The sequence below is a fragment of the Roseateles saccharophilus genome, assembly GCF_004342485.1.
GTDB lineage: Bacteria > Pseudomonadota > Gammaproteobacteria > Burkholderiales > Burkholderiaceae_C > Pelomonas > Pelomonas saccharophila.
Window position 1 is genome coordinate 129,685 of the sequence record NZ_SMBU01000011.1, and the last position, 22,982, is coordinate 152,666.

The window sequence follows — 22,982 nt, forward strand, 5'->3', positions numbered from 1 at the left end:
GCATGAAGTGGGAAGGCCAGCGTGAAAGCGACAACGTCGAGGACGCCCGCGGCAGCGGCGGCGGCGGCCTGCCCATAGGCGGGCGGCATATCGGCATCGGCGGCATCGTCATCGCCCTGCTGGCCTCCTGGGCCCTGGGCATCAACCCGCTGACCGTGCTGGGCCTGCTCAGCGGCGGCGGCGCACCCGTCCAGGCCCCGGCACAGGACTCCCATGCCCAGGACCCGGCCTACCGCTTCGTCAAGGTGGTGCTGGCCGACACCGAAGACGTCTGGGGCGCCTATTTCCAGCGCGCCGGCCAGCAATATCCGGCGCCCAAGCTGACGGTCTTCCGCGGCAGCATCCCCACCGCCTGCGGCACCGGCGAAGCGGCCATGGGCCCCTTCTACTGCCCGGGCGACCGCAAGGTCTATATCGACCTGGGCTTCTACGACGTGCTGCGTGATCGCCTGGGCGCCCCAGGGGAATTCGCCCAGGCCTATGTCGTCGCCCACGAGGTCGGCCACCACATCCAGAACCTGATGGGCACGACCGAGAAGGTCGACCGCGCCCGCGGCCAGGAGTCCGAGCGCGAGGCCAATGCGATGAGCGTGCGCCTGGAGCTGCAGGCCGACTGCTATGCCGGTGTCTGGGCCAATCTGTCCCAGCGCAGCAAGGGCTGGCTGGAACAGGGTGACATCGAATCGGCATTGAACGCCGCCGCCCAGATCGGCGACGACACGCTGCAGAAGCACTCCCGCGGCACCGTCGTGCCCGAGAGCTTCACCCATGGCAGCAGCGCCCAGCGGGTGCGCTGGTTCAAGCGCGGCAACGCGGCCGGCGACCTGAAGGCCTGCGACACGTTCTCGGCGTCGGCCCTCTGAGGGCCGCCTCAGCCCTCGGCGCTCCCGGCCGCCTCGGCTCGCCTTCGCATCCAGGCCTTGCGCGCCAGGTGGCGGACCAGCAGCCCCACAGGCATGCGCAGCGAGTGGGCGCGCAGATAGATCAGCTGCCGGGCCCAGGCCACGCACAGGCCGGCCGCGCCCGTGGCTGGTGCCAGCAAGGCCGCCTCGTAGGTGCCCAGCCACCGGCTCCAAGACTGGGACGGCCCCAGCGCGGCTTCGAGCGTCTCCACCAATGCCGGCGGCAAGGGCGTACCGAAGAGGCGTGAGACCAGCCGCAGCCCCAACGCGACGGGGCCGGCCAGATCGTTGCCGGTGGCCACGGCCTGCAGCCGCTCCCAGAAGCCCGCCACTTCGGCGAAGCTGCGCAGCATCTGGTCGGCATCGTGCAGGTCGCGCAGGCCGTTCTGCAACTCGCCCTCGTGCATCAGGTGGGTGAGGCAGTGCACCAGCAGGTCCTCGGGGCAGGGGATGCGAAGGGCCGGCAGGCCCGGCAGAGGCTGCGAGCGCGCAATGATGGCGGCGGGGTCGGGCGCATTGCGGGCGGTCCGCGGCAGGATGTTGTGATGGACGTCGAGCACGGTGCCGCGATGGACATGGCTCATCGGCGGCAGTTCGTGCATCCATTCGCGGTAGTAGCGCTGGTCGTAGGGGTCGCTCTTCGCGCTGACCCAGCCGTGCAGCATCAGGCGGCTCTCGACATCGCCCAGCGTGTCCTGCGGCACCAGGATGTCGACGTCGCCAAAGAGGCGCCCCCGGCCGAGCTCCGGGTAGGCCATGACGTAGGCGCTGCCCTTGAGCAGGACGACGGGGATATCGAGCTCACCGAGCGCCGACTGCAGCTGATGGGCTTCCCAGCGGATCGACAGGTGTTGCCGCTCGCCCATCCGGCGCACGCCCTCGAGGTGTAACTGGGCCTGAGGGCAGGCCTGCACACCGGCGGCGTCCAGCCGTTTGGCCAGCGCGCCGAGCAGGTTGGCGTCGCGCGCCGTGGCGACAAGCGCCGACCAGTCGGCGTCGGAGAGCGCGTTCGCGCGCTGCGGCTCGCGCAGCGTCTGCAGCAGCGCGACGCGGGATTGCGTTGACGCACTCATGGGGTGCAGATCCGCCGGATGCCCTCGAGACCACCGTCCGTCGACCCATAGACCAGCTCGTGGCAGGTGACGTGGTCGAACATCGCACACAAGGCATCGAAGCCGGGGCCGCCCATGCGCTCGCCGTTGAAGGACTGCTCGGAGATCAGCGTGAAGGCCTCGACACGGCTGATCTGCTCGATCCGCAGCGCGGCCCCCACCTCGAACCGCGGGAAGACGATCCAGGCGGCGCGTGCGCGCTGGGCTGCGTCCGCCATCGAAGCCGGTGGACAGGCCGCGTGGGTGATCGTCCCCTTGCGCGTGTCGCGGTAGATCGGGCCCAGGTGTGCGCCCGGGAAGGCCGTGACGACGCCGATGGAGTTGTTCTTCAGGCTGATGGGCCGGGGATGGGGCACAAGCAGGCCGTCCGAGGGATCCAGCACGGTGAGTTCGTCCGAGAGCAGGCGCCAGCCTTCGATGAAGGCGAGGGACGCGCACAGGGTGCTCTTGCCGGCACCGGGGAAGCCAGGCATGACGAGGGCGGCGCCGTCGCGCGCCAGCACGGCCCCGTGCATGACGAGCCAGCCCATCGGTCGCTGCGCAACGCACCAGTTCATGCCCCACTCGAACATCGGCGCGGCCTGCGCGGCCGGCAGCGGAAAGAAGGGTTCGGCACCATCCAGCAGGAAGCGCGCCTGCGGCCGCCAGACCCTGCGCAGCCCCCGGCCCGGCAGGACCTCGATGTCGAAGTCGATGAAGACGCGACTGTCCTGCGGCAGGACGGACCGAGGATAGAAGGTGTGCACATGCCGGCGCACGGCCGCAAAGGGCGAGCGGAGCCGGACGTTGAAGGGAGGGATGTGCAGGGTGGCGTCGAACACCGTCACTCAAGCAACGCAAACGCGCGCCGGTTGGATCAGCCCCGCCTCGCGCAGCCGCGCGAGCGCAGGTTCAAGCTCGGCGACGTCGCCGGCCAACCCGGGGGTCCGACCGGCGCCGGACTGCAGTTGAGCAGCCGACAGGACGCCCGTATCGAGCAGGCGCTGCACCACGTAATGCCCCAGCGCATCGAGCACCCAGTAGTCGCCCGAGCAGGCATCAAAGGTCAATCGGTCGCCTGACTCCGGCCAGGCCGGCCCGAAGCGGAGCAGGCGCCCCGAGCGGATGGACCACACTGCCGACCCGGCAGCGCAGCTATCCGCTATTTCTTGCACAGGTTGTCGACCGGCGCATTCTGGTCGTACATGCCCTCGATGTACGAGACGACTTGGGAAGCCGACCAGGGCTTGGTGCAGGTCAGCGTGCCGGGGCAATAGCCGCCCTTGGTGCTCAGCTGTACCCACATGTCGACGACCTGGGCCTTGGTGAGCGGGTATTTGGCGGAGGAGCTCTGGAAGTAGCCGGCGTTCAGCCATGCACAGCTCAGGGCCCGCAGCAATTGGCCTATGCCGCCCGGCCCACCGAACATCGTGTCGTTGGGCGAATCGATGACCCACCACATGCTCACGGGGCCTTGGTAGCTGCCCTGAGGGGTCCAGCCCGTGAAGACGCTCTGGAGCGTCGTTCCCTGGTTGGTGATGTCGGTGAACCCGACCTTGTTCAGGCTCGTCGTGCAGGTGACCACCGCGCCGTCGAACTGCGGGAAGACGCCCCCGGCGGTCACCCAGTTCGGCGAATGCTGAGGCTGGACCCAGTAGCCGGGCGACAGGCCGCCGGAGCAGGTGGTGCCGGTGCCAGGCCGCGGGCTGGTGTTGCCGCTCATCATGGCGGAGGGGCTCTGGCAGCTCCCCCCTAGCGCCGATTTCGCGCTGACGGCCATCAGCACGCCAGCGCCACCGCCGATGCCACGGAACAGGCGTCGGCGCCCGACGTTCACGGACGCCGCCAACGCGGCGTCGACAACTTCGGGCGCGCTGGGCGGCGTGTTCTGGTCACCTTCGAGCTGATTCCTGATCATGCAATTCCCCTGCGTGCCTATCGTGTGCAAGCCCAGTGCTCGCGGCCAAATTATCGGGCGGAGCCCGGATCGACGCCCCCCCCAATCAGGGTGAGGCGCAATCCACCGACCGGGGCGTGAAACACGCCGCCTTCGCGCCTGGCGATCGGAAGCCCGGGGCGGCGCGGGGCTGGGTGGAGCGCGGGCCTCCAGCAGCGCCCGTCGGCACCGGCGGTGAGCCGCATCCGTCCTCCGGGCGCCAGGACCTAGGCGGTGCGCCTGGACAACCAGCCCAGCGGCGAGTCCTGGGCCACCCGCGGCGATTGCGATTCGAGGAAATCGCTCGGCGGCTGGCTGCGGTATTCGCTGATGGCGCCGTCATCCAGGCAGGCGTCCAGGCCGAAAGCGGTACCCAGGTCGGCCGGATCGGGTTCGCTGCGCACGGCAGCGTCACGGCGGAAAAAACGCAGCGCTGGAACGAATCGCATGGCAAACCTCTCGGGGTGGAGTGCCGACAACCGCATCGGCTCCGTGCGGCCAGTGTGGGGGATACATATGACAAGAAAACCCCCCATCTGTGAGTAAATATTGCCCCATCCGCAAATACCACACACCTCGGGGGGGGCCGCGGCCCCAATAGGCATCGGGGTTTGTGGCCGATTTGCGTCAGCCGGCGGGCGTTGCGCGATTGCAAATCGAAGACATTGCTCCCCAGGTTTGTTGATCCAAATGGCCGCCGGTGGGATTAAGCTCCGCCCTCCGTCTGACCCCCGGGCTTTCCCGTATGACTTCAGCAGTACTCAAATGGCTCGCCAATGGCGTGATCGGCCTCGTCGTGGCCGGCACGCTGGGGATGGCCCTGGCGGTCCAGTCCAGCCCGCGCGACGCCGCCTCGCTGATGCTGGCCCAGGTGGCAGCATCCGCCGATGGCGCCGCCTCGGCGCCCACCACCACCCGCTGATCAGCCCAGGGCTTTTTGCGCTCCCTCGGCCAGGGCCTGGCCGATCTGGTCCAGCAGCGCGAAGCGCCCCTGCAACTGCCACTGGTGCCAGTACAGGGCCACATCGACACCGATCTCCGGTTTCAGCACGGTCAGCCGCCCCGCCTCGACAAAGGGCCTGACCTGGATTTCCGGCGCCACGCCCACGCCCCAGCCCATGACGGTCGCGTTCACATAGGCCTCGCTGGACGGCACGAAGCGCTCCCGCAGCCTCGGTGAGCGCACGCCAAAGGCCCGGGACACCCACTGCAGCTGGCTGTCGTCCCTGCGGTTGAAGACCAGGAAGGGCGTGTCGGCGAAGTTGCCGACATGCAGGCCGTCGGGCAGGTGTGCAGCCAGAAAGTCAGGGCTCGCTACCGCCATATAGCGCATGACGCCGAGCGCCTGCACCCGGCAGCCCTGCAGCGCCTCGGCCACCGTCGACACGCAGCCCAGCACCGCCCCCTGGCGCAGGCGGTCATGGGTGAAGTTCTGGTCGTCGACGACCAGCTCCAGCCCGTAGCCCTCGCGCAGGCCCTGCTGCACCAGACCGTCCAGCGCCGGCAGCACCCAGGTCGCCAGGCTGTCAGCATTGACCGCAATGGCCAGTCGCGACTGCGGCGCGACGCGCTCGCCCAGCTCGCGCGCCACGTCCACGCGCAGCGCCTGCAGCTGGCGCGCGAAACGCAGCAACACCTTGCCGGCTTCGGTCAGGCGCAGCGGGCGCGAGCGCACGACCAGCGGCTGGCCGACCTGGGCCTCCAGGCCGCGCAGCCGCTGCGAGACCGCGCTCTGCGTGATGGCCAGCCGCTGAGCGGCACGCTCGAAACCCTGTTCGTCGGCCAGTGCGGCCAGACAGTCGAGCGCGGCCGGATCGAACTCGTTCATAAGAACAACTAATGTATTGCGAATAATATGAATGCAGCTTCTTTACAAAGGCCGGGCTGAGCAGAATCCGCGGATGCACACGCCGCCCGCCACCGCCGCCGCCGTCTTCGCCCAGGGCTGGGCCATGGGCGCCGGCCTCATCCTCGCCATCGGCGCGCAGAACGCGCTGGTGCTGCGTCAGGGCCTGAGGCGCGAGCATGTCGGCGCCGTCGTCGCGGTCTGCACGCTGTCGGACTGGCTGCTGATCGCGCTCGGCGTCTTCGGCCTCGGCGCGCTGATCCAGGCCCGCCCATGGCTGCTGGACGCCTTCCGCTTCGGCGGCGCGGCCTTCCTGCTCGGCTATGCGCTGCTGGCGGCACGGCGCGCCTGGCGACCCATGGCGGGGCTGCAGGCCGCCGGCAGCGCGTCAAGCCTGGGCGCGACGCTGTCGGCCACCCTCGCCCTCACCTACCTCAACCCCCACGTCTACCTCGACACCGTCGTGCTGCTCGGCGGCCTGGGCGCGCGCCAGCCGGCCGGGCTGCGCGCGGCCTTCGCCGCCGGTGCCGGACTCGCATCGGCAATGTGGTTCGGGCTGCTCGGCTTTGGCGCTGTCGCCGCGGCGCCCTGGCTGCAAGGCGGCAACACCTGGCGCGTCATCGACGCCCTCGTCGCTTTGCTGATGGGCGGCCTGGGGTTACAACTGCTGCTCCAGCCCTAAGAACTCGAAGGACAGCCATGAAGATCGTCGTTCTCGGCGCCGGCATCATCGGCATCGCCACCGCCTGGTATCTGCTGGACGAGGGGCATGAGGTCATCGTCGTCGACCGCCAGGCCGACGCCGCGCTGGAGACCAGCTTCGCCAACGGCGCGCAGATCTCGGTCAGCTTCTGCGAGCCCTGGGCCAATGCCGGCGCGCCCTTCAAGGTGGCCAGGTGGCTGCTGCGCGACGACTCGCCGCTGCTGTTCCGCCCGCGCCTGGACCCCAACCAGTGGCGCTGGGGCCTGGCCTTCCTGACACAGTGCACGACGGCCGCCTTCGAGCGCAATGTCGAGGAGCTGGTGCAGCTCGGCCGCTATTCGCACGAGGCGCTGAAGGCCCTCGTGGCCCGCACCGGCATCGAGTACGACCGGCTGGAGCGCGGCATCCTGCACTTCTTCTCCAGCCAGGCCGATTTCGACAACGGCGCGGCCGGCGCCGAGATCATGCGCCGCCACGGCGTGGACCGCCGCGTGCTCGGCCGCGACGAGGTGCTCAAGGTCGAGCCGGCGCTGGCCGCCTTCGGCAGCCGCATCTTCGGCGGCACCTTCACACCCAGCGATGAGAGCGGCGATGCCAAGGTCTTCACGCAGAAGCTCGCGCGCCTGTGCGCCGGACGCGGTGCGACCTTCCTGTACGAGCACGACATCCTCGACCTCCGGCGTGATGACGGTGGCGGCGTCGAGGCCGCGCGGATCGCCCACACCCGCAGCGGCGAACGCCGGCTGCTTGCAGCCGACGCCTTCGTCGCCGCGATGGGCTCCTACACGCCCGCGCTGGTACGCCCGCTCGGCGAGTTCCTGAACATCTACCCGGCCAAGGGCTATTCGGCCACGCTGCGGCTGAAGAAACCCGAGGCGGCCAGCGTCGTCAGCCTGCTGGACGACACACGCAAGATCGCGATCTCGCGGCTGGGCGGGCACATCCGCATCGCCGGCACGGCCGAGCTGTCGGGCTTCGACCTGAACCTCGACTCGGCCACAGCCAAGGTGCGCTGCGCGGCGCTGGTGCGGCGCTACGAGGAACTCTTCCCCGGCGTGGCCGACCTCACCGAGCCCAACTACTGGACCGGCCTGCGGCCCAGCACGCCGAACAACATCCCCTGCATCGGCCGCAGCAAGAAGGCGCGCAACCTGTGGATCAACGCCGGCCACGGCACGCTGGGCTGGACCCATGGCGCCGGCTCGGGCCATGCATTGGCCGAGCTGATCGCCGGCCGCCGGCCGGCCATGGCCTTCGGCTTCTATGGCGTCTGATCAGAGCGTCTTCAGCAGCGCCTCGACCTGCTTCTGCTGCGGGAACTTGGCGCCCAGCTTGGCCAGGCCGTCCAGCTCGACCTTGGCGGCGGCCTTGTCGCCGGACTGGATCAGGATCTGCGCGAGGTTGAGGCGGTACATGGGCTGATCCGGCTGGTCGCTGACCAGCTGGCGCTGCACGCCGACGGCCTTGGCGAAGTCCTTGTCGTTGGCCAGCACCGTGGCATAGGTGTCGCGCAGCGCGCTGTCGTCGGGCTTGAGCTTCAGGCCGCGCTCGGCCAGTTCACGCGCGCCCGGCTTGCCGGCCTTGCTGCGCAGCCAGGCCACGTTGTTGATGAAGGGGATGGCGTCGGGGCTGCGCTTGAGCAGGGCCTCGTAGCGCGTCAGCGCGCCGTCCATGTCGCCACGCGCCAGCGTCACGTCGGCCGCGGCCACGGCGAAGCCGGCGTCCTGCGGATGGGCCGCCTGCCACTGGGTCTCGAAGGCCAGCGCCTCGTCGCGCTTCTTCGCGGCCAGCAGCATCGCGAACAGGCGCGGTGCGGCGTCGTTGGGTTCGCGCAGCGCGGCAGCCTTGCGCAGCGCGGCGATGGCCGCATCGAAATGCTGGCGGCCGGCCTCGATGTCGGCCTCGGCGATCAGCGCATAGGCCTCCTGCGGGTTCTTCTTCTGGCGCTCGTGCAGCGCGGCCAGCGCCTCGTCGACATGGCCCTGGCGCACCGCGAGCTGGATCAGCATGCGCTGGGACACGACGGAGGCGGGCTCGGCCTCCAGCGCGCGCTTGACCTCGCGCTCGGCGCCGGCGTAGTCCTGCTCGATGAAGCGCAGCTGGGCCAGGCCCAGCCAGCCGGTCGCGCGCGACGGCGCCAGCGCCGTGAGCTGGGTGTAGGTCTTGCCGGCCTGGCCCCTGTTGCCGGACGCGAGCTGGGTGCGCGCCAGGCGCTCCAGCAGGTCGGGGTTCTGCGGCAGCGCGGCCGCGGCCTCCTGCGCGGCCTGGGCCGCACCGGCGGTGTCACCCAGGCGCAGCTTCTGGTCGATCAGCGCCAGCCGCAGCCCGGCCTCGGTGGGCTCGGCGCGCACGCCGGCTGCCAGCACCTCGGTGACGCGTTCGGGCGGCGCCTTGGTCTGCAGCAGCAGTTCGGCCAGCGCCAGGCGCGCCTGCGGCGCATGCGCCTGGCTCGCGACGAAGCCCTCCAGGCGCTTGATGGCCGCATCGTTGCGGCCGGCCTGGATGTCGATGGCGACCAGGCCGAGCACGGCCGGCAGATAGCCGGCATCGGCCTTCAGCGCGGCCTCGAAGGCGGCCTGGGCGGCGGCCGTGTCCTTGCGCGCCAGGTCGATGCGGCCGCGCAGGCCGTCGGGCACCGGGCTGCCCTGCATCTTGGGTGCGAGCTTGTCGATGGCGGCCAGCGCGGCGGGCAGGTCACCGCGGCGCGTCAGCGCGTTGATCAGCATCAGGTCGTAGTTGCTGCCGGCCGTGTCCTTGGCCGCGATGTCGCGCAGCTGGTTCAGCGCCGCATCGGCCTTGGCCTTGGACGCACCACCGCCGACGGTGTCACGCGCGATGACCGACAGCGCCAGCGCAGCGCTGGTCTTGGGGTCGTCGGGGCGCAGCTTGGCGGCGGCGGCGAAGGCCTGGTCGGCCGCCTCGAAATTACCCTGCATCAGCTGGGCCTTGCCGGCCAGCAACAGGCTCTCAGCGTCGGCCTTGCCGCTGTCCAGCAGCGGGCGCAGCGCCTCCAGCGTCTTGGCCGGCGCGCGGCGCTGCAGTTGCAGGCTGGCGTACTGGCGGCGCAGCGCCAGGTCCGTGGGCGCCAGCTTGAGCGCCTGGTTCAGCAGGTTCTCCGCATCGGCCAGCTCGCCGAGCTGCTGGTGGGCACCCGAGGCCAGGCGCAGCAGCGGCAGGTAGTTGGGCATCAGCTTGAGCAGCGGCAGCGCCAGCTCGCGGGCCTTGGCGGCGTCGCCCTTGGCCAGCGCGAGCTGGGCCTGCAGGAAGCGGCCCTGCGGCTTCTTCGCCAGCCCCGGCGGCATCTCGGCGACCAGCCTGGTCGCGACGTCGAGCTTCTGGCGGCCGAAGGCCAGGCGCACGAGCAGGGAGCGGGCGTCGTAGCTGCCCGGCTCCACCTCCAGCACCCGGCTCAGCACCGGCTCGGCGGCCTCGGGCTTGCCACTCGCGAGCAGCACCTCGGCCTTCAGCAGCAGGGCCTTGGCGGCCTTGGGGTTGCGCGTCAGCAGCTCGTCCAGCGCGGCCAGGGCCTCGTCGGGCAGGTTGGCGGCCAGCTTGGTGCGCGCGTTGACGATGACGGCGCCCTCGGCATCGGGTGTCAGCTGCAGCGCGCGCGCGGCGGCGACCTTGGCATCGGGCACATTGCCCTGGCTCAGATAGGCCAGCGCCAGCTGCTGCTGCAGCCCGGACATGGCCTGCGGGTCGGCCAGGCTCTGGTCGCCGAACTCGCCGATGACTTTGTGCGACTGGCCCGAGTTCAGCAGCGTCTCGGCCAGCAACGGGATCAGCTCGTCGCGCGGCGCGCCCAGCTCCTGCGCCCGGCGCAGCTCGATCTCGGCACCGGCCATGTCGCCCCCCTCCAGCAGCGCCTTGCCCAGCCACAGCCGGCCCTGCACGCTGTCGGGGTTCTGCTGCAGCAGGTTCTTCAGCTCGATGGCGGCGCCGGCGGCATCCTTCTGCTCCAGGTGCTTGCGCGCGGCGGCGAGCAGGTCCTGCTCGGAGCGTTGGCCACAGGCAGCCAGGGCGGCAAGCAGGATGAGGGCGAGGGCGCGCGATTTCATGGGGTCTCCTTGTCGGCGCGGATTGTGTTCCTAGAATCCCGGCCCTTTCTCAGGGCTGGCCCCAGGGCCGGCAAGTTGTCATGAGCACTTCGCCCAGTTTCTGCGCCATCGATTTCGGCACGTCGAATTCGGCGGTCGCCGTGCCCGATGGCGCGGGCACGATGCGCCTAGTCGAGCTCGAGCCCGGCCAGCGCACGATGCCCACGGCCGTCTTCTATTTCACCGAGGGCCGCCACGATGCCGACGGCCCGCCGCGCGCCTTCGGCCGCGCCGCCGTGGCCGCCTATGTCGAGGGCCACGACGGCCGGCTGATGCGCTCGATGAAGAGCATCCTCGGCTCCAGCCTCATCGACCAGACCACCGACGTCGGCGGCGGGCGCGGCGCCAAGTATTCGGACATCGTCTCCGGTTACCTGAAGCGGCTGCGTCGCCTGGCCGGCGAGCCCTCGCGTGCCGTGCTGGGCCGGCCGGTGTTCTTCGTCGACGGCGAGCCCGAGCGCGACGCGGCCGCCCAGGCCCAGCTCGAGGCCTGCGCCCGCGCGGTGGGCTTCATCGACGTGCAGTTCCAGTACGAGCCCATCGCCGCGGCCTTCGACTTCGAGCAGCAGGCCATCCGCGAAGGCCGGGGCGAGCAGATCGTGCTGGTGGCCGACATCGGCGGCGGCACCAGCGACTTCTCCATCGTGCGCGTCGGCCCCGAGCGCGCGCGGCGCCTGGCACGCCGCGACGACATCTTGGCCAGCCACGGCGTGCACATCGCCGGCACCGACTTCGACCGCCACATCGAGCTGGCCGGCCTGCTGCAGGAATTCGGCTACCGCGCCACCGGTCCGAGCGGCCGCGAGCTGCCCAGCGGCATCTACTTCGACCTCGCCACCTGGCACCTCATCAACACCTGCTATGCGCCGCTGCGTGTGGCCGAATGGCGCGGCATGAAGAGCTGGTTCGGCGACGTGCGCCAGCACGCACGGCTGATGACGGTACTGGAGGAACGCCTGGGCCACGAGCTGGCCGCGCGCGCCGAGGGCGCCAAGATCGCCGTCTCCGGCGGCGCCGACACGACGGTGGACCTGAGCCATGTCGAGCCCGGCCTGGTGCTGGCGCTGAGCGAGAAGACCGCCGTGGACGCGCTGCGTGCCGACCTCGACCGCATCATCGCGACGGCCCACGAGACGGTGGCGCAGGCCGGCCTTCGCCCTCAGCAGATCGACGCCCTCTACTTCACCGGCGGCTCCACGGGCCTGCGCCTGCTGGTGGACGGCATGGCCGCGGGCTTCCCCGCCGCCGCGCGCGTCACCGGCGACCGCTTTGCTTCGGTCGCGACCGGCCTGGGCCTGCACGCCCAGCGGCTGTTTGCGGCAGCGCATTGACGCCCCCACGGCCGGGCTCGCCCGGCCTGCCCCCTGCGGGGGCGCGGTCCCCTTGGGAGCGGCCCGGCGGCGCCCTGACCGGCCGCGACACGTCGGCCAGCATCAGCACCGCGCTGACCAGGCCTTCCACGGCCTCCTCCAGGTCGGCCGGCGGCTCCAGCGACTCGATCTCCTCCAGCAGCGCGTCGGCGTCCTCGAGGTCGTCCGGGTCCAGGTGCAGATAGAGGGCCGCCAACGGCTCCAGCAGCGCCTCCTCGGGCAGGCGCAGCAGCGCCGGGTGGGCGTCCAGCGCATGCGCGAAGCCGGCCACCCAGGGCAGCAGGGTCTCGCTCGGTTCGGCATCGTCGTCGAGCTCGAAGATCCAGGGGTCGAACCACTGGCGGCCGGCGATGGCGACGTTCAACTCCTTGTGGCGGCGGCGCAGCAGGGCCAGCAGTTCGTCGTCGACGCGCGCCGGCGTCGGCCGGCCCTCGCTGTCGAGGATGGGCGGCAGCCAGGCGGCCAGCGGCACCGGCTCGGGCTGCAGCAGCACGCCGCAGAGGTAGCCGTCCAGCATGCTCACGTCCAGCGGCTCCAGCGGCGCCGGCAGCGCGTCCAGCAGGGCCTGCAGGCGCTCCAGATCGGCTTCGGACAGGGCTTCGGGGGCGCGGTGCTGGGGGCTGGGCATGGCGCGATTATCGGCAGGGTCGCCGTGAATATTGCCCCCCGCGGCGCGATGGCGCGGCCTAAAGTCTGCCCATCCCAACGACGCCCTCTCCCGAGGGCTTCATGACCCGGCAGCCTGCTGACCGGGTCTTTTTTTGCGCCCGCGCGGCAAATCCGCCATCCCGCCGTGGCCGGGACGGGGCCACGGTTCGCCGCGCTCGCATACTCCGGCCATGCCCGCCCAGTTCGTGCTGCGCTTCGACCCCATGGTCGTCGTGCTCTCCTACCTGACCGCCGCCTTCGCGTCCTACGTCGCGCTGGATCTCGCGCAGCGCGTGCGTTCGCCGGACGCCCAGGTCGCACGCGGCTGGTGGATCGCCGGCTCGCTGTCCATGGGCACCGGCATCTGGGCCATGCACTTCGTCGGCATGCTGGCGCTGCAGCTGCCCTTCCCGGTCGGCTACGACGCCGTCGTCACCGGCATCAGCAGGCTCGCGGCCGTCCTCGTGTCGGCCATCGCGCTGCGCACGGCCGCCGCCGACACGCTGACGACGGCGCGGCTGGCCAGCGGCGCCGTCAGCATGGGCGCCGGCATCTGCGCGATGCACTACACCGGCATGGCCGCCCTCGAACTGACGCCCAGCATCCGCTGGGACTGGGGCCTGGTCGCCGCCTCGGCCGCGGTCGCCACCGGCGCGGCGGCGGCGGCGCTCTGCATCTTCTTCTGGCTGCGCCGGCTGACGCGCAGCCAGGCGCGCTGGGGGCAGGTGGCCGCGGCCCTGGTGATGGGCGCGGCCGTCGCCGGCATGCACTACACCGGCATGGCCGCGGCCGGCATCGAAGCGGGCTCGGTCTGCCGCAGTGTCGACGGCCTGGGCGGCGACAACCTCGTCGCCCTGGTCGCCGGCGCCACCTTCGCGCTGTTGCTGCTCACGCTCGCCACCTCGGCGATGGACGCGCGCAACCAGCGCCGCGCCAGCCGGCTGCAGCAATCGCTGCAGGCGGCCACCACCGAGCTGGCGCAGCAGGCCCTGCGCGACGCGCTGACCGGCCTGGCCAACCGCCAGTTGCTGGAAGACCGGCTGCAGCATGCCGCCGCACGCGGCCGCCGCGAGGGCCAGCGCCTCGCGCTGCTGGCCGTCAACCTGGACGGCTTCAAGCCCATCAACGACAGCTTCGGCCATGCCGCGGGCGACGCCGTGCTGCGCGAGGCCGCACAGCGGCTGCAGTCGCTGGCGCGTAGCCACGACACGCTGGCCCGGCTGGGCGCCGACGAGTTCGTGCTGCTGCTGGAGACCGAGGTCGGCGAGGCTGCGCTGGCCCAGGTCGCGCAGCGCCTGCTGGACGCGCTGGCCGAACCCATGGCCGGCGTGCCGGGCGCGGGCCGCCAGCCGCTGCGGCTGTCGGCCTCCATCGGCATCGCGCTGCACGACGGCGGTACGCTGGATGCGAGCCTGATCACGCAGGCCGACTCCGCCGCGCAATCGGTCAAGCGCGCCGGCGGCAACGGCTTCGCCTTCTTCGAGGCCCATATGCAGGCCGACGTGCGCGACCAGCTCGACCTCGCACGCGAGCTGCGCGCAGCGCTGGACGGCGAGGCCGGCGCCGGCCGGCTGCAGCTGCACTACCAGCCCAAGGTCGACGGCAGCTCCAACGAGATCGCCGGCGTCGAGGCCCTGCTGCGCTGGCAGCACCCGCTGCGCGGCCCGGTCGGCCCGGCCGCCGTGATCCCGGTGGCCGAGCGCTTCGGCCTCATCGTCGCGCTGGGCGAATGGGTCATCGCCGAGGCCTGCCGCCAGCTCGCGGCCTGGCGCAGCGACGGGCTGACGATGCGCGTCGCGATCAACCTGTCCGTGCAGCAGCTGCGCCAGCCCGAGGCGCTGCTGCAGCGCTTCGAGGAGGCGCTGGCCCGGTACCGCATCGACGCGCGCCAGCTGACCTGCGAGATCACCGAATCCGTCGCGATGGCGGACGCCGCCGCGACCGAGGCCGTGCTGCAGCACCTGGGAGCGCTCGGCCTGGCCCTGTCCATCGACGACTTCGGCACCGGCTACTCCAGCCTGGCCTACCTGCGCCGGCTGCCGGTGTCGCAGCTGAAGATCGACCGCAGCTTCGTGCAGGACCTGGAGACCAGCGCCGACGCCCGCGCCATCGTCAAGGCCGTCGTCGAGCTGGCCCACGCGCTGAGCCTGGAGGTCGTTGCCGAAGGCGTCGAGACGACCGGCCAGGCAGCCGTGTTGCGCGGCATGCGCTGCGACAAGCTGCAAGGCTATCTGTTCGGCCGCCCGATGCCGGCCGAGGAGCTGGCACGCTGGGCCAAGGACACGCCGGCCGAAAGGCTGCGCTTCAGCGCGTCGCTGTACGGCGGACTGGACGCCGGGGCGGGGGTCTAGATTTCCATCCGCGCCGGCGCGACATAGAAGCGCCGGAACTCCTCGAAGGGCAGCGTGTCGGCCGCCTCGATGCGGGCCTGGGCGGCCAGCGATTCGGCCGCCTCGGCCGCGAAGCGTTGCTGCAGCGCGTCCGGATAGGGCAAGGCCAGCAGGGCCGTGCGCGTCGCATCGCTCTGGCGGCGGATGAAGCCGACATAGCTGTCGTCGAAGTCCTGGGCCATCACCGCCAGCATGCGCGCCGAAGGGCAGAGCTCGGGGCGGCGCAGCCGCTCGCCGATGCGCTCCAGCGCCGCGCGGTAGGCACGGCCGCCATGGGCCGCATCCAGCGCGTCGGCATGGGCGGCGCAGGCGGCCAGGATCTCGGCGGCCCAGTCGGCGAGGCTGCGCTCGCCGCCCTGCCAGTGCTCCAGCATCAGGCCCGGCTCGCGGCCACGCGCGGCGACGCGGTGCTGGTTGCGCGCATTGGCCGCGATCTCCTCGGGCGTGTCTTCGGGGCTGGCGCCCTTCAGGCAATGCAGCAGGAAGGCGTCGAGCACGCGCATCGTGTCGGCGCCGATGCCGACCGGCTCGAAGGGGTCGAGGTCCATCAGCCTCACCTCGATGTATTCGACACCCCGCTCGCGCAGTGCGTGCAACGGCCGCTCGCCGGGGCGGATCACGCGCTTGGCGCGGATGGTGCTGTAGAACTCGTTCTCGATCTGCAGCAGGCTGGTGGAGAGCTGGTTGTAGTCGCCGCCGGGCGTGCGCACGCCGATGGCCTCGTAGGCGGGATAGGGCCGGCTCAGCGCGTCCTGCAGTGAGTCGGCATAGCTCTGCAGGCAGTTGTAGCTGACGGCGATGCTGGACTGCGCGTCGCTCTGGTAGCCCAGCCGCCCCATGCGCAGCGAGGTCGCGTGCGGCAGGTAGAGGGTGCGGCCGGACAGGCGCTGCAGGCCGTGCTCGCGGCCGGCGACGAAGCTGTCGCACAGCGCCGGGCTGGCGCCGAAGAGATAGAGCAGCAGCCAGCCCTCGCGGCGGAAGTTGCGGATCGCGCCGAAATAGCCGTCCGTGCCGACGCCGGGCAGCGACCAGTTGTAGTGGATGCCCGAGATGGTCTGCATGCGCCGGCCATAGCGCTGGCCCAGGCCCATGCGGTAGATGCTCTTGGCGCGGCCGACGTTGCTGCTGCCGTAGCGGCCGATGGGGATGGTCTCGTCGATCGGCAGGCCGCAGGGCATGGAGCCCACCCACAGGCGCTCGTCGCCGAGGGCGTGGTAGACGGCCTGGTGGATCTCGGTCAGCTCGCGCAGCGCGTCGTCCACGCCCGCATGCACGCCGGTGATCAGTTCGAGCTGGGACTCGCTGTAGTCCGTCGTGATGTGGGGGTGGGTCAGCGCCGAGCCGAGCGCGACCGGGTGCGGCGTCAGCGCGAGGCCGCCGCCGGGCAGGGCACGCAGGCTTTCCTTCTCGATGCCACGGCGGATGCCGAGCAATGTCTCTTTGTCGTCCATGGCGTCCGGTTCGATGCAGGGCGCGACACGGTAGCAGAAGCAGCTTGAGCCTGTACGACAGCGGAAATGGCGCCATGGGATAGCGCAGGAAAGCAGGAGACTCAGCCCGGCGGGCCAGCGGCCATCTGCGCCGCCGCGCGGTGGATGGCCGCCCTCACCCGCCCATAGGTGCCGCAGCGGCAGATATTGGTCATCGCGGTGTCGATCTGCGCGTCGGTCGGCCGCGGGTGGGCACGCAGCAGGGCCGCGGCGCTCATCAGCATGCCGCTCTGGCAGTAGCCGCACTGCGGCACCTGCTCGGCGATCCAGGCCTGCTGCAGCGCGGCCTGGGGCGTGGCCGCCAGGGCTTCGATCGTCGTGACGCTGTGCCCTGCCGCGGCGCCGACCGGGTAGCTGCAGCTGCGTACGGCCTCGCCGTCCAGGTGCACCGTGCAAGCGCCGCAGGCCGCGATGCCGCAGCCGAACTTGGTGCCGGTGAGCCGCAGCTCCTCGCGCAGCACCCACAGCAGCGGCACGTCGGCCGGCACGGCAAGCTGGTGCGGCTGGCCATTGACCTTCAGCTTGATCACGACGCGTACTCCTGTTGTTCGAAATGCAGGCCGCTGCGGCCGATGGGCAGCGCGCGCGGGCGCGGGCCGCCGGCGGCGTGGATGGCATTGGCCAGCGCGGGCGGCACGGTCACCGGCCCGATCTCGGCGATGCCGCCCAGCGGCCGGCCGCTCTCGACGAAGTCCACGACGATGGGCGGCGTCTCGGCCAGGAAGGGCGGCATGTAGCCGCCGAAGTTGTCCTGCTGCAGCCGGCCCTGCTCGAACGTGACCTCGGCCTTCGCATAGGCCAGGCCGAAGACGGCGCCGCCCTCCAGGTTGGCGCGCGCGATGCCGGGGTCCAGCACGCGGCCGCAGTCGGCCACGCTGACGATGCGCAGCAGCCGCACCGAATCGCCCTTGACCTGCACCTCGACGACGCTGGCCAGCAGCGAGCCGAAGGCCTCGGCAAACGCCAGTCCTCGACCATGCCCGGCCGGCAGCGGCCGGCCCCAGCCCGACAGCTCGGCCGCGCGGGCCAGCACGGCCAGGCAGTCGGGCCGGTGCGCCAGCAGCCGCCGGCGCAGCGCGAGGCCGTCGCTGCCGGCCTTCAGCGCGAGTTCGTCGATGAAGCTCTCCAGCCCGAACAGATTCGGCCCGTAGCCCGTCGTGCGCATCACCGAGGTCGGCACGGCCAGCTTCGCGAGGTGGAAGTCCAGCCGCCGCGCCTCGAAGCGGTAGGGCGGCTGCTCCAGGCCCTCGAGCGCGCTCGGGTCGACGTGCTGCTCGCCCAGCACCTTCTGGATGGGCGGGAAGACCGGGGCCAGGATGGTGGGCGACACCAGGCGCGCGTGCAGGCTGCGGGGTAGGCCGTCGGCCGCCAGCGTGGCCGACAGGCGCAGCGCCGATGCGGGGCGGAAGGCGTCGCGGCGCATGTCCTCCTCGCGGCTCCAGATCAGCTGCACCGGCGCACCGACGGCCTTGGAGATCAGCGCAGCCTGCACGACGAAGTCGGGCAGCAGGCGCCGGCCGAAGCCGCCGCCCAGGTAGGGCGTGCGGTTGACCTCGACGCGCTCGGCCGGCAGGCCCAGCACGGCCTGCAGCGCCGCGGCGGCCAGGTCCTGGCCTTGCGTGGGCGCCCAGATCACGCAGCGCTGCGCCGTGACGTGGGCGACGCAGTTCATCGGTTCCATCGTCGCGTGCGCGGCAAAGCCGTTGAAGTAGTCGGCCTCGAAGACCTCGCCCTCCACCGCCCCGCCCTCGTGGACCGGTGTCGCGAACGGCCCCTCGGCCAACGCGCGCCGGTAGCCGGCCTCGATGCCGGCCGAGTCCACGCTCGCCGAGGCGGGCGTGGCCCTGGCCGTCACCGTGAGCTTCTCCAGCGCGCGGCGCGCCTGCCAGTAGCGCGTCGCGACGACGGCCACGCAGTCGGGCAGCGGCAGCACGGCCTTGACGCCGGGCTCGCGTGCCGCCCGGCGCATGTCCACGCGCTGCAGCTCGCCGGCTATCAGCGGCAGGGTCTTGATGGCCGCCACCAGCATGCCGGGCAGCGCGAAGTCGATGCCGAAGACGGCCGAGCCGTCCACCTTGGCCGGCACGTCCACGCGTGCCAGCGCACGGCCGACGAGGCGCTGGCGCGCGGCCTCGCGCAGCCGCGGTTGCGCGGGCACGGGCAGCACGGCGGCGGCTTCGGCCACGTCGGCGAAATGCAGGCGCCGGCCGCTCGTGACATGAACGACCTCGGAGTTTTCGGTGTCGCAGTCGCCCGCCGGCACGCCCCAGCGCGCGGCGGCGGCCTGCACCAACATTTCGCGCGCCGCCGCGCCCATGCGGCGCACCAGGTCGTAGAAGCCCTGGATGCTCTCGCTGTTGCCGGTGAACTGCCACTGGTACTTGGGATTCTTGAACTCCGCCCGCCGCGGCGCCGTGACGAGCTGCACCGCGGCCCAGTCCGCGCCCAGCTCGTCGGCCAGCACGGCCGGCAACGTCGTGCTGATGCCCTGGCCGATCTCGGCCTGGGACACCACCAGCGTCACGGCGCGGCTGCCGGGCGTGATGCGCACCCAGGCGGTCAGCTCGACCGTGCCGGCAGCGGGCGCGAGCGACGCGGCACCCACCAGGCGCGCGGCCTGGGCGCCGACGAGGAAGCCGCCGAACAGGCCCGCGGCCGAGGCCTGCAGCAGGCGGCGGCGCGTGGGGTCGGGGCGAAGCAGGGGGGCAGTCATGGGCGGGTTCATTCCTTGGGTGGAGCGACGGCGAGCGCGACGACGGCCGCGCAGCAATGGCTGGAGATCGACCGCTCCAGGCCGACGAGGCGCTCGCGCCAGCGCGGCAGCAGCGCGTCGACGCAGGCCTGCACCTGGGTGGCCTCGTAGTCGTCGTGCAGCAGCCAGGTCGAGCCGGGTGGGCGGGTCTTCAGGAAGGCCGGGAAGGGTTGTGCCGCCGCGTTCCGCCGCGCCGTGGCCAGCAGCTCGCGCGCAAAGCGCTGCGAGGCCAGCACGTCCTCGCGCGTGCCGAGGCGGTCCACGTGGCCGGCCACCAGCGTGTCGAAGTCATAGGCCAGGGCCTGCTCGTGGGCCTCCAGATAGCCCTGCACATCGGCCGCGATGCCCAGGCCGGGATAGGGCGCATAGCCGGGGTAGACCACGTCCACCAGCATCAGCACGCGCTGGCGCGGCAGGTGGATGAAGAGATTGCCCGCCGCATGGTTGATGCCGCGGTAGTCCAGCTCCAGGCGCTGCCCGCCGACGTCCAGGCTCAGATGGCGCTCGAAGCGCTGCGTCGGCGGCGGGCGGCGCGGGTCGGCCGCGCGGTCCAGCGCCTCGCCCACCTGCTGCTGCGCGACGATACGGGCCGTGCGCGGGAACAACCCCGCCGCACCGATGTGGTCCAGGTGGGCGTGGCTGTAGACGATGTGGGTCACCGGCAGCGGTGTGACCTCGGCAATCGCCTTCAGGTAGTTGGCGCCCAGCGTCGGCAGCGGGTCGATGGCGATGACGCCGGTCTCGCTCACGACGAAGAGGGTGTTGTAGGCGCCGTCGCAGATCCACCAGGCGCCGCCGCCGAGGTCGCGCAGCGCATAGCCCTTCGTGGTGATCTGTGCGGCATCGGCCACCACGTCCGCCGACGCGGGGCCCGGCCCCAGGCAGGCCAACAGCGCGAACCACAACTTCCATGCCGGCATCGGCGACCATCCCCTCTGCGTTTGCGATGGCCGGCATGTTGCGAGGCGGCCCTTGCAGCGGCAATGTCCGCGCGTCGCGATCTGTTGTCGGATTGTTCTGGCTTGCCAAACGGCCCCCTTGACGCCAGCATCGCGGCCGTTTTCAAGCGAGAGATGCGATGGCGAAGACAGCCCCCAAGGTCCATGCCGAGCTGGCCGGCTTCGACGTGCTCAGCGAAGTGCTGGGCACGCTGGGCCTGCGCTCGCGCGTCTACTGCCGCACCCAGCTCGCCGGGCCTTGGGTCATCGAGGTGCGCGGCTCGGAGCTGCTGCACTTCCACCTCGTCGAGCGGGGCGAGGCCTGGCTGAGCATCGAGGGCCGGCCCGAGCCCGAGCCGCTGCGCCCGGGCGAGGTGCTCGTCATCCGCAGCCCCGGCGGACACCGCCTGGCCGATCTTCCCGGCAAGCGCCCCGTGGCGCCCATCGTCTTCGCCGCCGAGGACGACGCCGGCCGCATGCAGCAGCTGCACCACGACAACGCAGCCGAGCCGGACAGCGTCATCGTCTGCGGCGCCTTCACGCTGCAGCACGCGGCCGACCACCCGCTGACCCGGCTGCTGCCGCCCGTCATGCGGCTGCGCCCCGACCGCGCCGACTGGCTGGGCGCCGTCGCCGGCCTGCTGAGCGAGGAGGCGCGCTCACTGCGGCCGGGCTCGGAGATCGTCATCTCGCGGCTGACCGACCTGCTCTTCATCCAGGTGCTGCGCGCCTGGATGCGCGAACACGCGCCGCGCCAGGGCTGGCTGGCCGCGCTGTCGCATCCGCAGATCGGCCCGGTGCTCGCGGCCGTGCACGAACGGCCCGAGCAGCCGTGGACCGTGGAGGCGCTGGCCGCGCTGGCGCATCTGTCGCGCTCGGCCTTCTCGGCACGCTTTGCCAAGGTGGTGGGCGAGCCGGCCCAGACCTATCTGATGCGGCTGCGCATGCAGGCCGCGGCACGGCTGGTCAGCGAACGCCGCGCCTCGCTGGCCGAGATCGCAGCGGCGACGGGCTATGAGTCCGAGGCAGCGTTCAACAAGGCCTTCAAGCGTTGGCACGGGCTGGCGCCGGGGCAGTTCAGGGAGTTGCAGGCGGAAGCAGCTTGAGCCCTTGCGGGCCGGCGGGCTGATGCATTCGAACAGGTGCCGCCGTCACCGGACGCGCATCGCAAATTGCTATCATTGATTGCATTCGAATGCGAAGGGGTGCAGATGGCGAACTTGCTGGTGCGCGGGATCGACGAGGCGCTTGTCAAGGCGCTCAAGGAGCGCGCGGTGACGCACGGCCGCAGCGCCGAGGCGGAACATCGCGAGATCTTGGCAGCGGCGCTACGACGTCCTCGGAAGAGGACTTTTGCAGCGGTTCTTGCGGCCATGCCAGACGTCGGTGAAGACAGCGATTTCGAGCGCGTCGAAGGCGTCGCAAAGGCTCCGGATGTATTTGGTTGACACGAACGTGATCAGCGAGGCGCGTAAAGGCGCACGCGCTGACGCGGGCGTTGTGGCCTTCTTCCGCACAGCGGCGGCTGAAGGCGCAGCCTTGTATCTGTCGGTCGTCACCATCGGCGAGTTGCGCCGAGGCATCGAGCTCATCCGACACCGCGGCGATGAGCCCCAAGCGGTTCTCCTGGAGCGCTGGATGAGAACCGTCCTTCGCGAATACAAGGATCAGGTCCTCGACTTCGATGTCGAGGCGGCCCAGGTGTGGGGCCGTTTGCGCGTGCCGCGTCCGGAGCACGAACTCGACAAGGTGATCGCCGCCACGGCTCTTGTGCACGATCTGACCGTGGTCACGCGGAATGTGCGGCACTTTCGCGCCAGCGGGCTCAAGCTGCTGAACCCATTTCGCGATCAGGCAGCGGGTTGAATGACTTCGGATGAGCGAGCGCAACGCGAGTTCACTGTGTATGTTGCTGATCAGCCAGAAGCAGTCTGTCGCGAAGGACAGCTTTGGAGCAAGCCAACACCGCGCTTGATGCCCGAATGAGAGCGGCAACGACCTGCTCAGTTGCAACCAACTCGCTCATAGTCAACGCATGACAAAGTTCCCCAATCCTCGCACTGCCCGCGCACAGGCGTTGCTGGCCGCGACCGCATCTTGGGCATTCATCTTTTGGCTCTTCTTCATCCCGCTGGGGGTCGGAAGACCCTATGCGATTGGAGGCCTGCTGGTGTGGGTCGCGCTCTGGTTTCTCACCATTGTTTTGGCATTCAGGCTGAAATGCCCGACATGTGGCAAGAGCGTGGCGATTGTGCAGAAGCGCTCTCAACTGAAACCTGATTGGTCCGCCGGACGGAAGCAATTGTTCCCAATTGAGGCGATCACAGGAATGCCTGAGGTAGAGAAATGCCCGCACTGCGGGACCGAACTGCTATTCGAATGACTTGGGGGCTCTTCCCGGCCATGAGCCGACGGCCGTGACCGGCCACTTCTGGGTATCCTGGGTCCATGAGTTCCGAGCTGATTCACCGCCTCCCTCAAAGCAAATGCGACATGTCCGCTGCTGAAGCTCTAATTGCACACGGGCATCCTGCAGTCGAGCCAGTGCTTCCGCAGATCCTTGAGTGGACGCAGGACGGCAACTGGCCAGTTGCTCTGGTATTCGCTCCGTTCCTGGCGACGATTGGTGCGGGGCTTGCGCCTCATGCTCGGCGAATCCTCCACGGCGATGACGACGTCTGGAAGTACTTCCTCCTTCAAGATGTCGTGGCGCAGTCGGTTTAAGGCTGTGCTGAACAAGTAGACGATTTCGACGCGGCTTCGTGTCGACGTTTTACTTGCTCGAACTGACGTCGTATTGCCCCGCCCATGCCGAGTTT

General features: G+C 70.7%; 23 protein-coding genes. 11 read left to right on the plus strand and 12 right to left on the minus strand.

Annotation, left to right across the window (positions count from 1 at the left end; translation table 11 throughout):
* The first annotated feature begins 2 nt into the window (after window positions 1-2).
* Window positions 3-863, plus strand: a complete 861-nt coding sequence (gene ypfJ, locus EV671_RS11925) for a KPN_02809 family neutral zinc metallopeptidase (protein ID WP_132571539.1) — start codon at window positions 3-5, stop codon at window positions 861-863.
* Between the two features lie 8 nt (window positions 864-871).
* Here the strand turns inward: ypfJ and EV671_RS11930 are convergent, their stop codons facing one another.
* The 5 genes from EV671_RS11930 to EV671_RS11950 all read right to left on the minus strand — a co-directional run bounded on the left by EV671_RS11930 (window position 872) and on the right by EV671_RS11950 (window position 4,378).
* The gene (locus tag EV671_RS11930; protein ID WP_132571540.1) at window positions 872-1,975 is read right to left on the minus strand and encodes a nucleotidyltransferase domain-containing protein; all 1,104 of its coding nucleotides are present in this window, start codon (window positions 1,973-1,975) and stop codon (window positions 872-874) included.
* Window positions 1,972-2,835: an HprK-related kinase A gene (locus EV671_RS11935; RefSeq protein ID WP_132571541.1), complete on the minus strand. Its 864-nt coding sequence runs from the start codon at window positions 2,833-2,835 to the stop codon at window positions 1,972-1,974. The genes EV671_RS11930 and EV671_RS11935 overlap by 4 nt, the downstream gene beginning before the upstream one ends.
* 6 nt (window positions 2,836-2,841) lie before the next feature.
* Entirely contained in the window at window positions 2,842-3,063 is a 222-nt protein-coding gene (locus tag EV671_RS11940) for a PqqD family protein (RefSeq protein ID WP_132571542.1), read from the minus strand.
* Between the two features lie 92 nt (window positions 3,064-3,155).
* Window positions 3,156-3,911, minus strand: coding sequence for a hypothetical protein (locus EV671_RS11945; RefSeq protein ID WP_132571543.1), 756 nt, complete (start codon window positions 3,909-3,911; stop codon window positions 3,156-3,158).
* Between the two features lie 245 nt (window positions 3,912-4,156).
* Window positions 4,157-4,378: a hypothetical protein gene (locus EV671_RS11950; RefSeq protein ID WP_132571544.1), complete on the minus strand. Its 222-nt coding sequence runs from the start codon at window positions 4,376-4,378 to the stop codon at window positions 4,157-4,159.
* Between the two features lie 296 nt (window positions 4,379-4,674).
* Here EV671_RS11950 and EV671_RS26735 point away from each other — a divergent pair, with 296 nt between their 5' ends.
* Complete coding sequence (locus tag EV671_RS26735; protein WP_165917541.1) at window positions 4,675-4,851, plus strand: hypothetical protein; 177 nt, start codon at window positions 4,675-4,677, stop codon at window positions 4,849-4,851.
* On the opposite strand, the gene EV671_RS11955 is transcribed toward EV671_RS26735, so the two are convergent.
* A complete protein-coding gene (locus EV671_RS11955; RefSeq protein WP_132571545.1) occupies window positions 4,852-5,757 on the minus strand; it encodes a LysR family transcriptional regulator ArgP in 906 nt (301 codons plus the stop codon). It lies immediately after the preceding gene.
* 73 nt (window positions 5,758-5,830) lie between these two features.
* On the opposite strand from EV671_RS11955, the gene EV671_RS11960 reads away from it, so the two are divergent.
* Both EV671_RS11960 and EV671_RS11965 read left to right on the plus strand, forming a co-directional pair.
* Window positions 5,831-6,457: a LysE/ArgO family amino acid transporter gene (locus tag EV671_RS11960; RefSeq protein ID WP_132571546.1), complete on the plus strand. Its 627-nt coding sequence runs from the start codon at window positions 5,831-5,833 to the stop codon at window positions 6,455-6,457.
* A 17-nt stretch (window positions 6,458-6,474) separates the two neighbouring features.
* Entirely contained in the window at window positions 6,475-7,752 is a 1,278-nt protein-coding gene (locus EV671_RS11965) for a D-amino acid dehydrogenase (protein WP_132571547.1), read from the plus strand.
* Here EV671_RS11965 and prsT read toward each other — a convergent pair whose 3' ends face one another.
* A complete protein-coding gene (prsT, locus tag EV671_RS11970; RefSeq protein ID WP_132571548.1) occupies window positions 7,753-10,536 on the minus strand; it encodes an XrtA/PEP-CTERM system TPR-repeat protein PrsT in 2,784 nt (927 codons plus the stop codon).
* A gap of 80 nt (window positions 10,537-10,616) precedes the next feature.
* Here prsT and EV671_RS11975 point away from each other — a divergent pair, with 80 nt between their 5' ends.
* A complete protein-coding gene (locus EV671_RS11975; protein ID WP_132571549.1) occupies window positions 10,617-11,906 on the plus strand; it encodes an Hsp70 family protein in 1,290 nt (429 codons plus the stop codon).
* Here EV671_RS11975 and EV671_RS11980 read toward each other — a convergent pair.
* Complete coding sequence (locus EV671_RS11980; protein WP_132571550.1) at window positions 11,830-12,573, minus strand: YecA/YgfB family protein; 744 nt, start codon at window positions 12,571-12,573, stop codon at window positions 11,830-11,832. The two genes, EV671_RS11975 and EV671_RS11980, sit on opposite strands and share 77 nt — an antisense overlap.
* A 211-nt stretch (window positions 12,574-12,784) precedes the next feature.
* Here EV671_RS11980 and EV671_RS11985 point away from each other — a divergent pair, with 211 nt between their 5' ends.
* Entirely contained in the window at window positions 12,785-14,944 is a 2,160-nt protein-coding gene (locus EV671_RS11985) for a putative bifunctional diguanylate cyclase/phosphodiesterase (protein ID WP_243655693.1), read from the plus strand.
* On the opposite strand, the gene gshA is transcribed toward EV671_RS11985, so the two are convergent.
* The 4 genes from gshA to EV671_RS12005 form a co-directional block, all read right to left on the minus strand.
* Window positions 14,941-16,434, minus strand: a complete 1,494-nt coding sequence (gene gshA / locus EV671_RS11990; RefSeq protein WP_132571551.1) for a glutamate--cysteine ligase — start codon at window positions 16,432-16,434, stop codon at window positions 14,941-14,943. The two genes, EV671_RS11985 and gshA, sit on opposite strands and share 4 nt — an antisense overlap.
* 101 nt (window positions 16,435-16,535) lie before the next feature.
* Window positions 16,536-17,000: a (2Fe-2S)-binding protein gene (locus EV671_RS11995; RefSeq protein ID WP_277592369.1), complete on the minus strand. Its 465-nt coding sequence runs from the start codon at window positions 16,998-17,000 to the stop codon at window positions 16,536-16,538.
* On the minus strand, window positions 17,000-19,186 hold the full coding sequence (locus tag EV671_RS12000; protein WP_165917542.1) for a xanthine dehydrogenase family protein molybdopterin-binding subunit: 2,187 nt from the start codon (window positions 19,184-19,186) through the stop codon (window positions 17,000-17,002). Before EV671_RS12000 ends, EV671_RS11995 begins: the two co-directional genes overlap by 1 nt.
* 8 nt (window positions 19,187-19,194) lie before the next feature.
* A complete protein-coding gene (locus EV671_RS12005) occupies window positions 19,195-20,145 on the minus strand; it encodes an MBL fold metallo-hydrolase (protein WP_132571554.1) in 951 nt (316 codons plus the stop codon).
* Between the two features lie 158 nt (window positions 20,146-20,303).
* On the opposite strand from EV671_RS12005, the gene EV671_RS12010 reads away from it, so the two are divergent.
* The 5 genes from EV671_RS12010 to EV671_RS27960 all read left to right on the plus strand — a co-directional run bounded on the left by EV671_RS12010 (window position 20,304) and on the right by EV671_RS27960 (window position 22,887).
* Window positions 20,304-21,269 (plus strand): AraC family transcriptional regulator, encoded by a 966-nt coding sequence (locus tag EV671_RS12010; RefSeq protein WP_132571555.1) that lies wholly within the window; start codon window positions 20,304-20,306, stop codon window positions 21,267-21,269.
* Between the two features lie 105 nt (window positions 21,270-21,374).
* Window positions 21,375-21,611: a FitA-like ribbon-helix-helix domain-containing protein gene (locus EV671_RS12015; RefSeq protein ID WP_132571564.1), complete on the plus strand. Its 237-nt coding sequence runs from the start codon at window positions 21,375-21,377 to the stop codon at window positions 21,609-21,611.
* Window positions 21,598-22,029, plus strand: a complete 432-nt coding sequence (locus tag EV671_RS12020; RefSeq protein WP_132571556.1) for a type II toxin-antitoxin system VapC family toxin — start codon at window positions 21,598-21,600, stop codon at window positions 22,027-22,029. The genes EV671_RS12015 and EV671_RS12020 overlap by 14 nt, the downstream gene beginning before the upstream one ends.
* 169 nt (window positions 22,030-22,198) lie before the next feature.
* Window positions 22,199-22,546 carry a hypothetical protein gene (locus tag EV671_RS12025; RefSeq protein ID WP_132571557.1) on the plus strand — a complete coding sequence of 116 codons (348 nt, stop codon included), beginning with the start codon at window positions 22,199-22,201 and terminating at the stop codon, window positions 22,544-22,546.
* A gap of 110 nt (window positions 22,547-22,656) precedes the next feature.
* Window positions 22,657-22,887 carry a DUF5071 domain-containing protein gene (locus EV671_RS27960; RefSeq protein WP_424511158.1) on the plus strand — a complete coding sequence of 77 codons (231 nt, stop codon included), beginning with the start codon at window positions 22,657-22,659 and terminating at the stop codon, window positions 22,885-22,887.
* Window positions 22,888-22,982: the final 95 nt, after the last annotated feature.

Excerpts from the sequence above, each read along its gene's own strand:
- EV671_RS11930 (WP_132571540.1), bottom strand. The coding sequence starts at position 1,975 with ATGAGTGCGTCAACGCAATCCCGCGTCGCGCTGCTGCAGACGCTGCGC.
- ypfJ (WP_132571539.1), top strand. The coding sequence starts at position 3 with ATGAAGTGGGAAGGCCAGCGTGAAAGCGACAACGTCGAGGACGCCCGC.
- EV671_RS27960 (WP_424511158.1), top strand. The coding sequence starts at position 22,657 with ATGTCCGCTGCTGAAGCTCTAATTGCACACGGGCATCCTGCAGTCGAG.
- EV671_RS11945 (WP_132571543.1), bottom strand. The coding sequence starts at position 3,911 with ATGATCAGGAATCAGCTCGAAGGTGACCAGAACACGCCGCCCAGCGCG.
- EV671_RS12025 (WP_132571557.1), top strand. The coding sequence starts at position 22,199 with ATGACAAAGTTCCCCAATCCTCGCACTGCCCGCGCACAGGCGTTGCTG.
- EV671_RS11955 (WP_132571545.1), bottom strand. The coding sequence starts at position 5,757 with ATGAACGAGTTCGATCCGGCCGCGCTCGACTGTCTGGCCGCACTGGCC.
- EV671_RS12010 (WP_132571555.1), top strand. The coding sequence starts at position 20,304 with ATGGCGAAGACAGCCCCCAAGGTCCATGCCGAGCTGGCCGGCTTCGAC.
- EV671_RS12005 (WP_132571554.1), bottom strand. The coding sequence starts at position 20,145 with ATGCCGGCATGGAAGTTGTGGTTCGCGCTGTTGGCCTGCCTGGGGCCG.
- EV671_RS26735 (WP_165917541.1), top strand. The coding sequence starts at position 4,675 with ATGACTTCAGCAGTACTCAAATGGCTCGCCAATGGCGTGATCGGCCTC.
- EV671_RS12000 (WP_165917542.1), bottom strand. The coding sequence starts at position 19,186 with ATGACTGCCCCCCTGCTTCGCCCCGACCCCACGCGCCGCCGCCTGCTG.
- EV671_RS11980 (WP_132571550.1), bottom strand. The coding sequence starts at position 12,573 with ATGCCCAGCCCCCAGCACCGCGCCCCCGAAGCCCTGTCCGAAGCCGAT.
- EV671_RS12020 (WP_132571556.1), top strand. The coding sequence starts at position 21,598 with ATGTATTTGGTTGACACGAACGTGATCAGCGAGGCGCGTAAAGGCGCA.
- prsT (WP_132571548.1), bottom strand. The coding sequence starts at position 10,536 with ATGAAATCGCGCGCCCTCGCCCTCATCCTGCTTGCCGCCCTGGCTGCC.
- EV671_RS12015 (WP_132571564.1), top strand. The coding sequence starts at position 21,375 with ATGGCGAACTTGCTGGTGCGCGGGATCGACGAGGCGCTTGTCAAGGCG.
- EV671_RS11950 (WP_132571544.1), bottom strand. The coding sequence starts at position 4,378 with ATGCGATTCGTTCCAGCGCTGCGTTTTTTCCGCCGTGACGCTGCCGTG.
- EV671_RS11975 (WP_132571549.1), top strand. The coding sequence starts at position 10,617 with ATGAGCACTTCGCCCAGTTTCTGCGCCATCGATTTCGGCACGTCGAAT.
- EV671_RS11960 (WP_132571546.1), top strand. The coding sequence starts at position 5,831 with ATGCACACGCCGCCCGCCACCGCCGCCGCCGTCTTCGCCCAGGGCTGG.
- gshA (WP_132571551.1), bottom strand. The coding sequence starts at position 16,434 with ATGGACGACAAAGAGACATTGCTCGGCATCCGCCGTGGCATCGAGAAG.
- EV671_RS11965 (WP_132571547.1), top strand. The coding sequence starts at position 6,475 with ATGAAGATCGTCGTTCTCGGCGCCGGCATCATCGGCATCGCCACCGCC.
- EV671_RS11985 (WP_243655693.1), top strand. The coding sequence starts at position 12,785 with ATGCCCGCCCAGTTCGTGCTGCGCTTCGACCCCATGGTCGTCGTGCTC.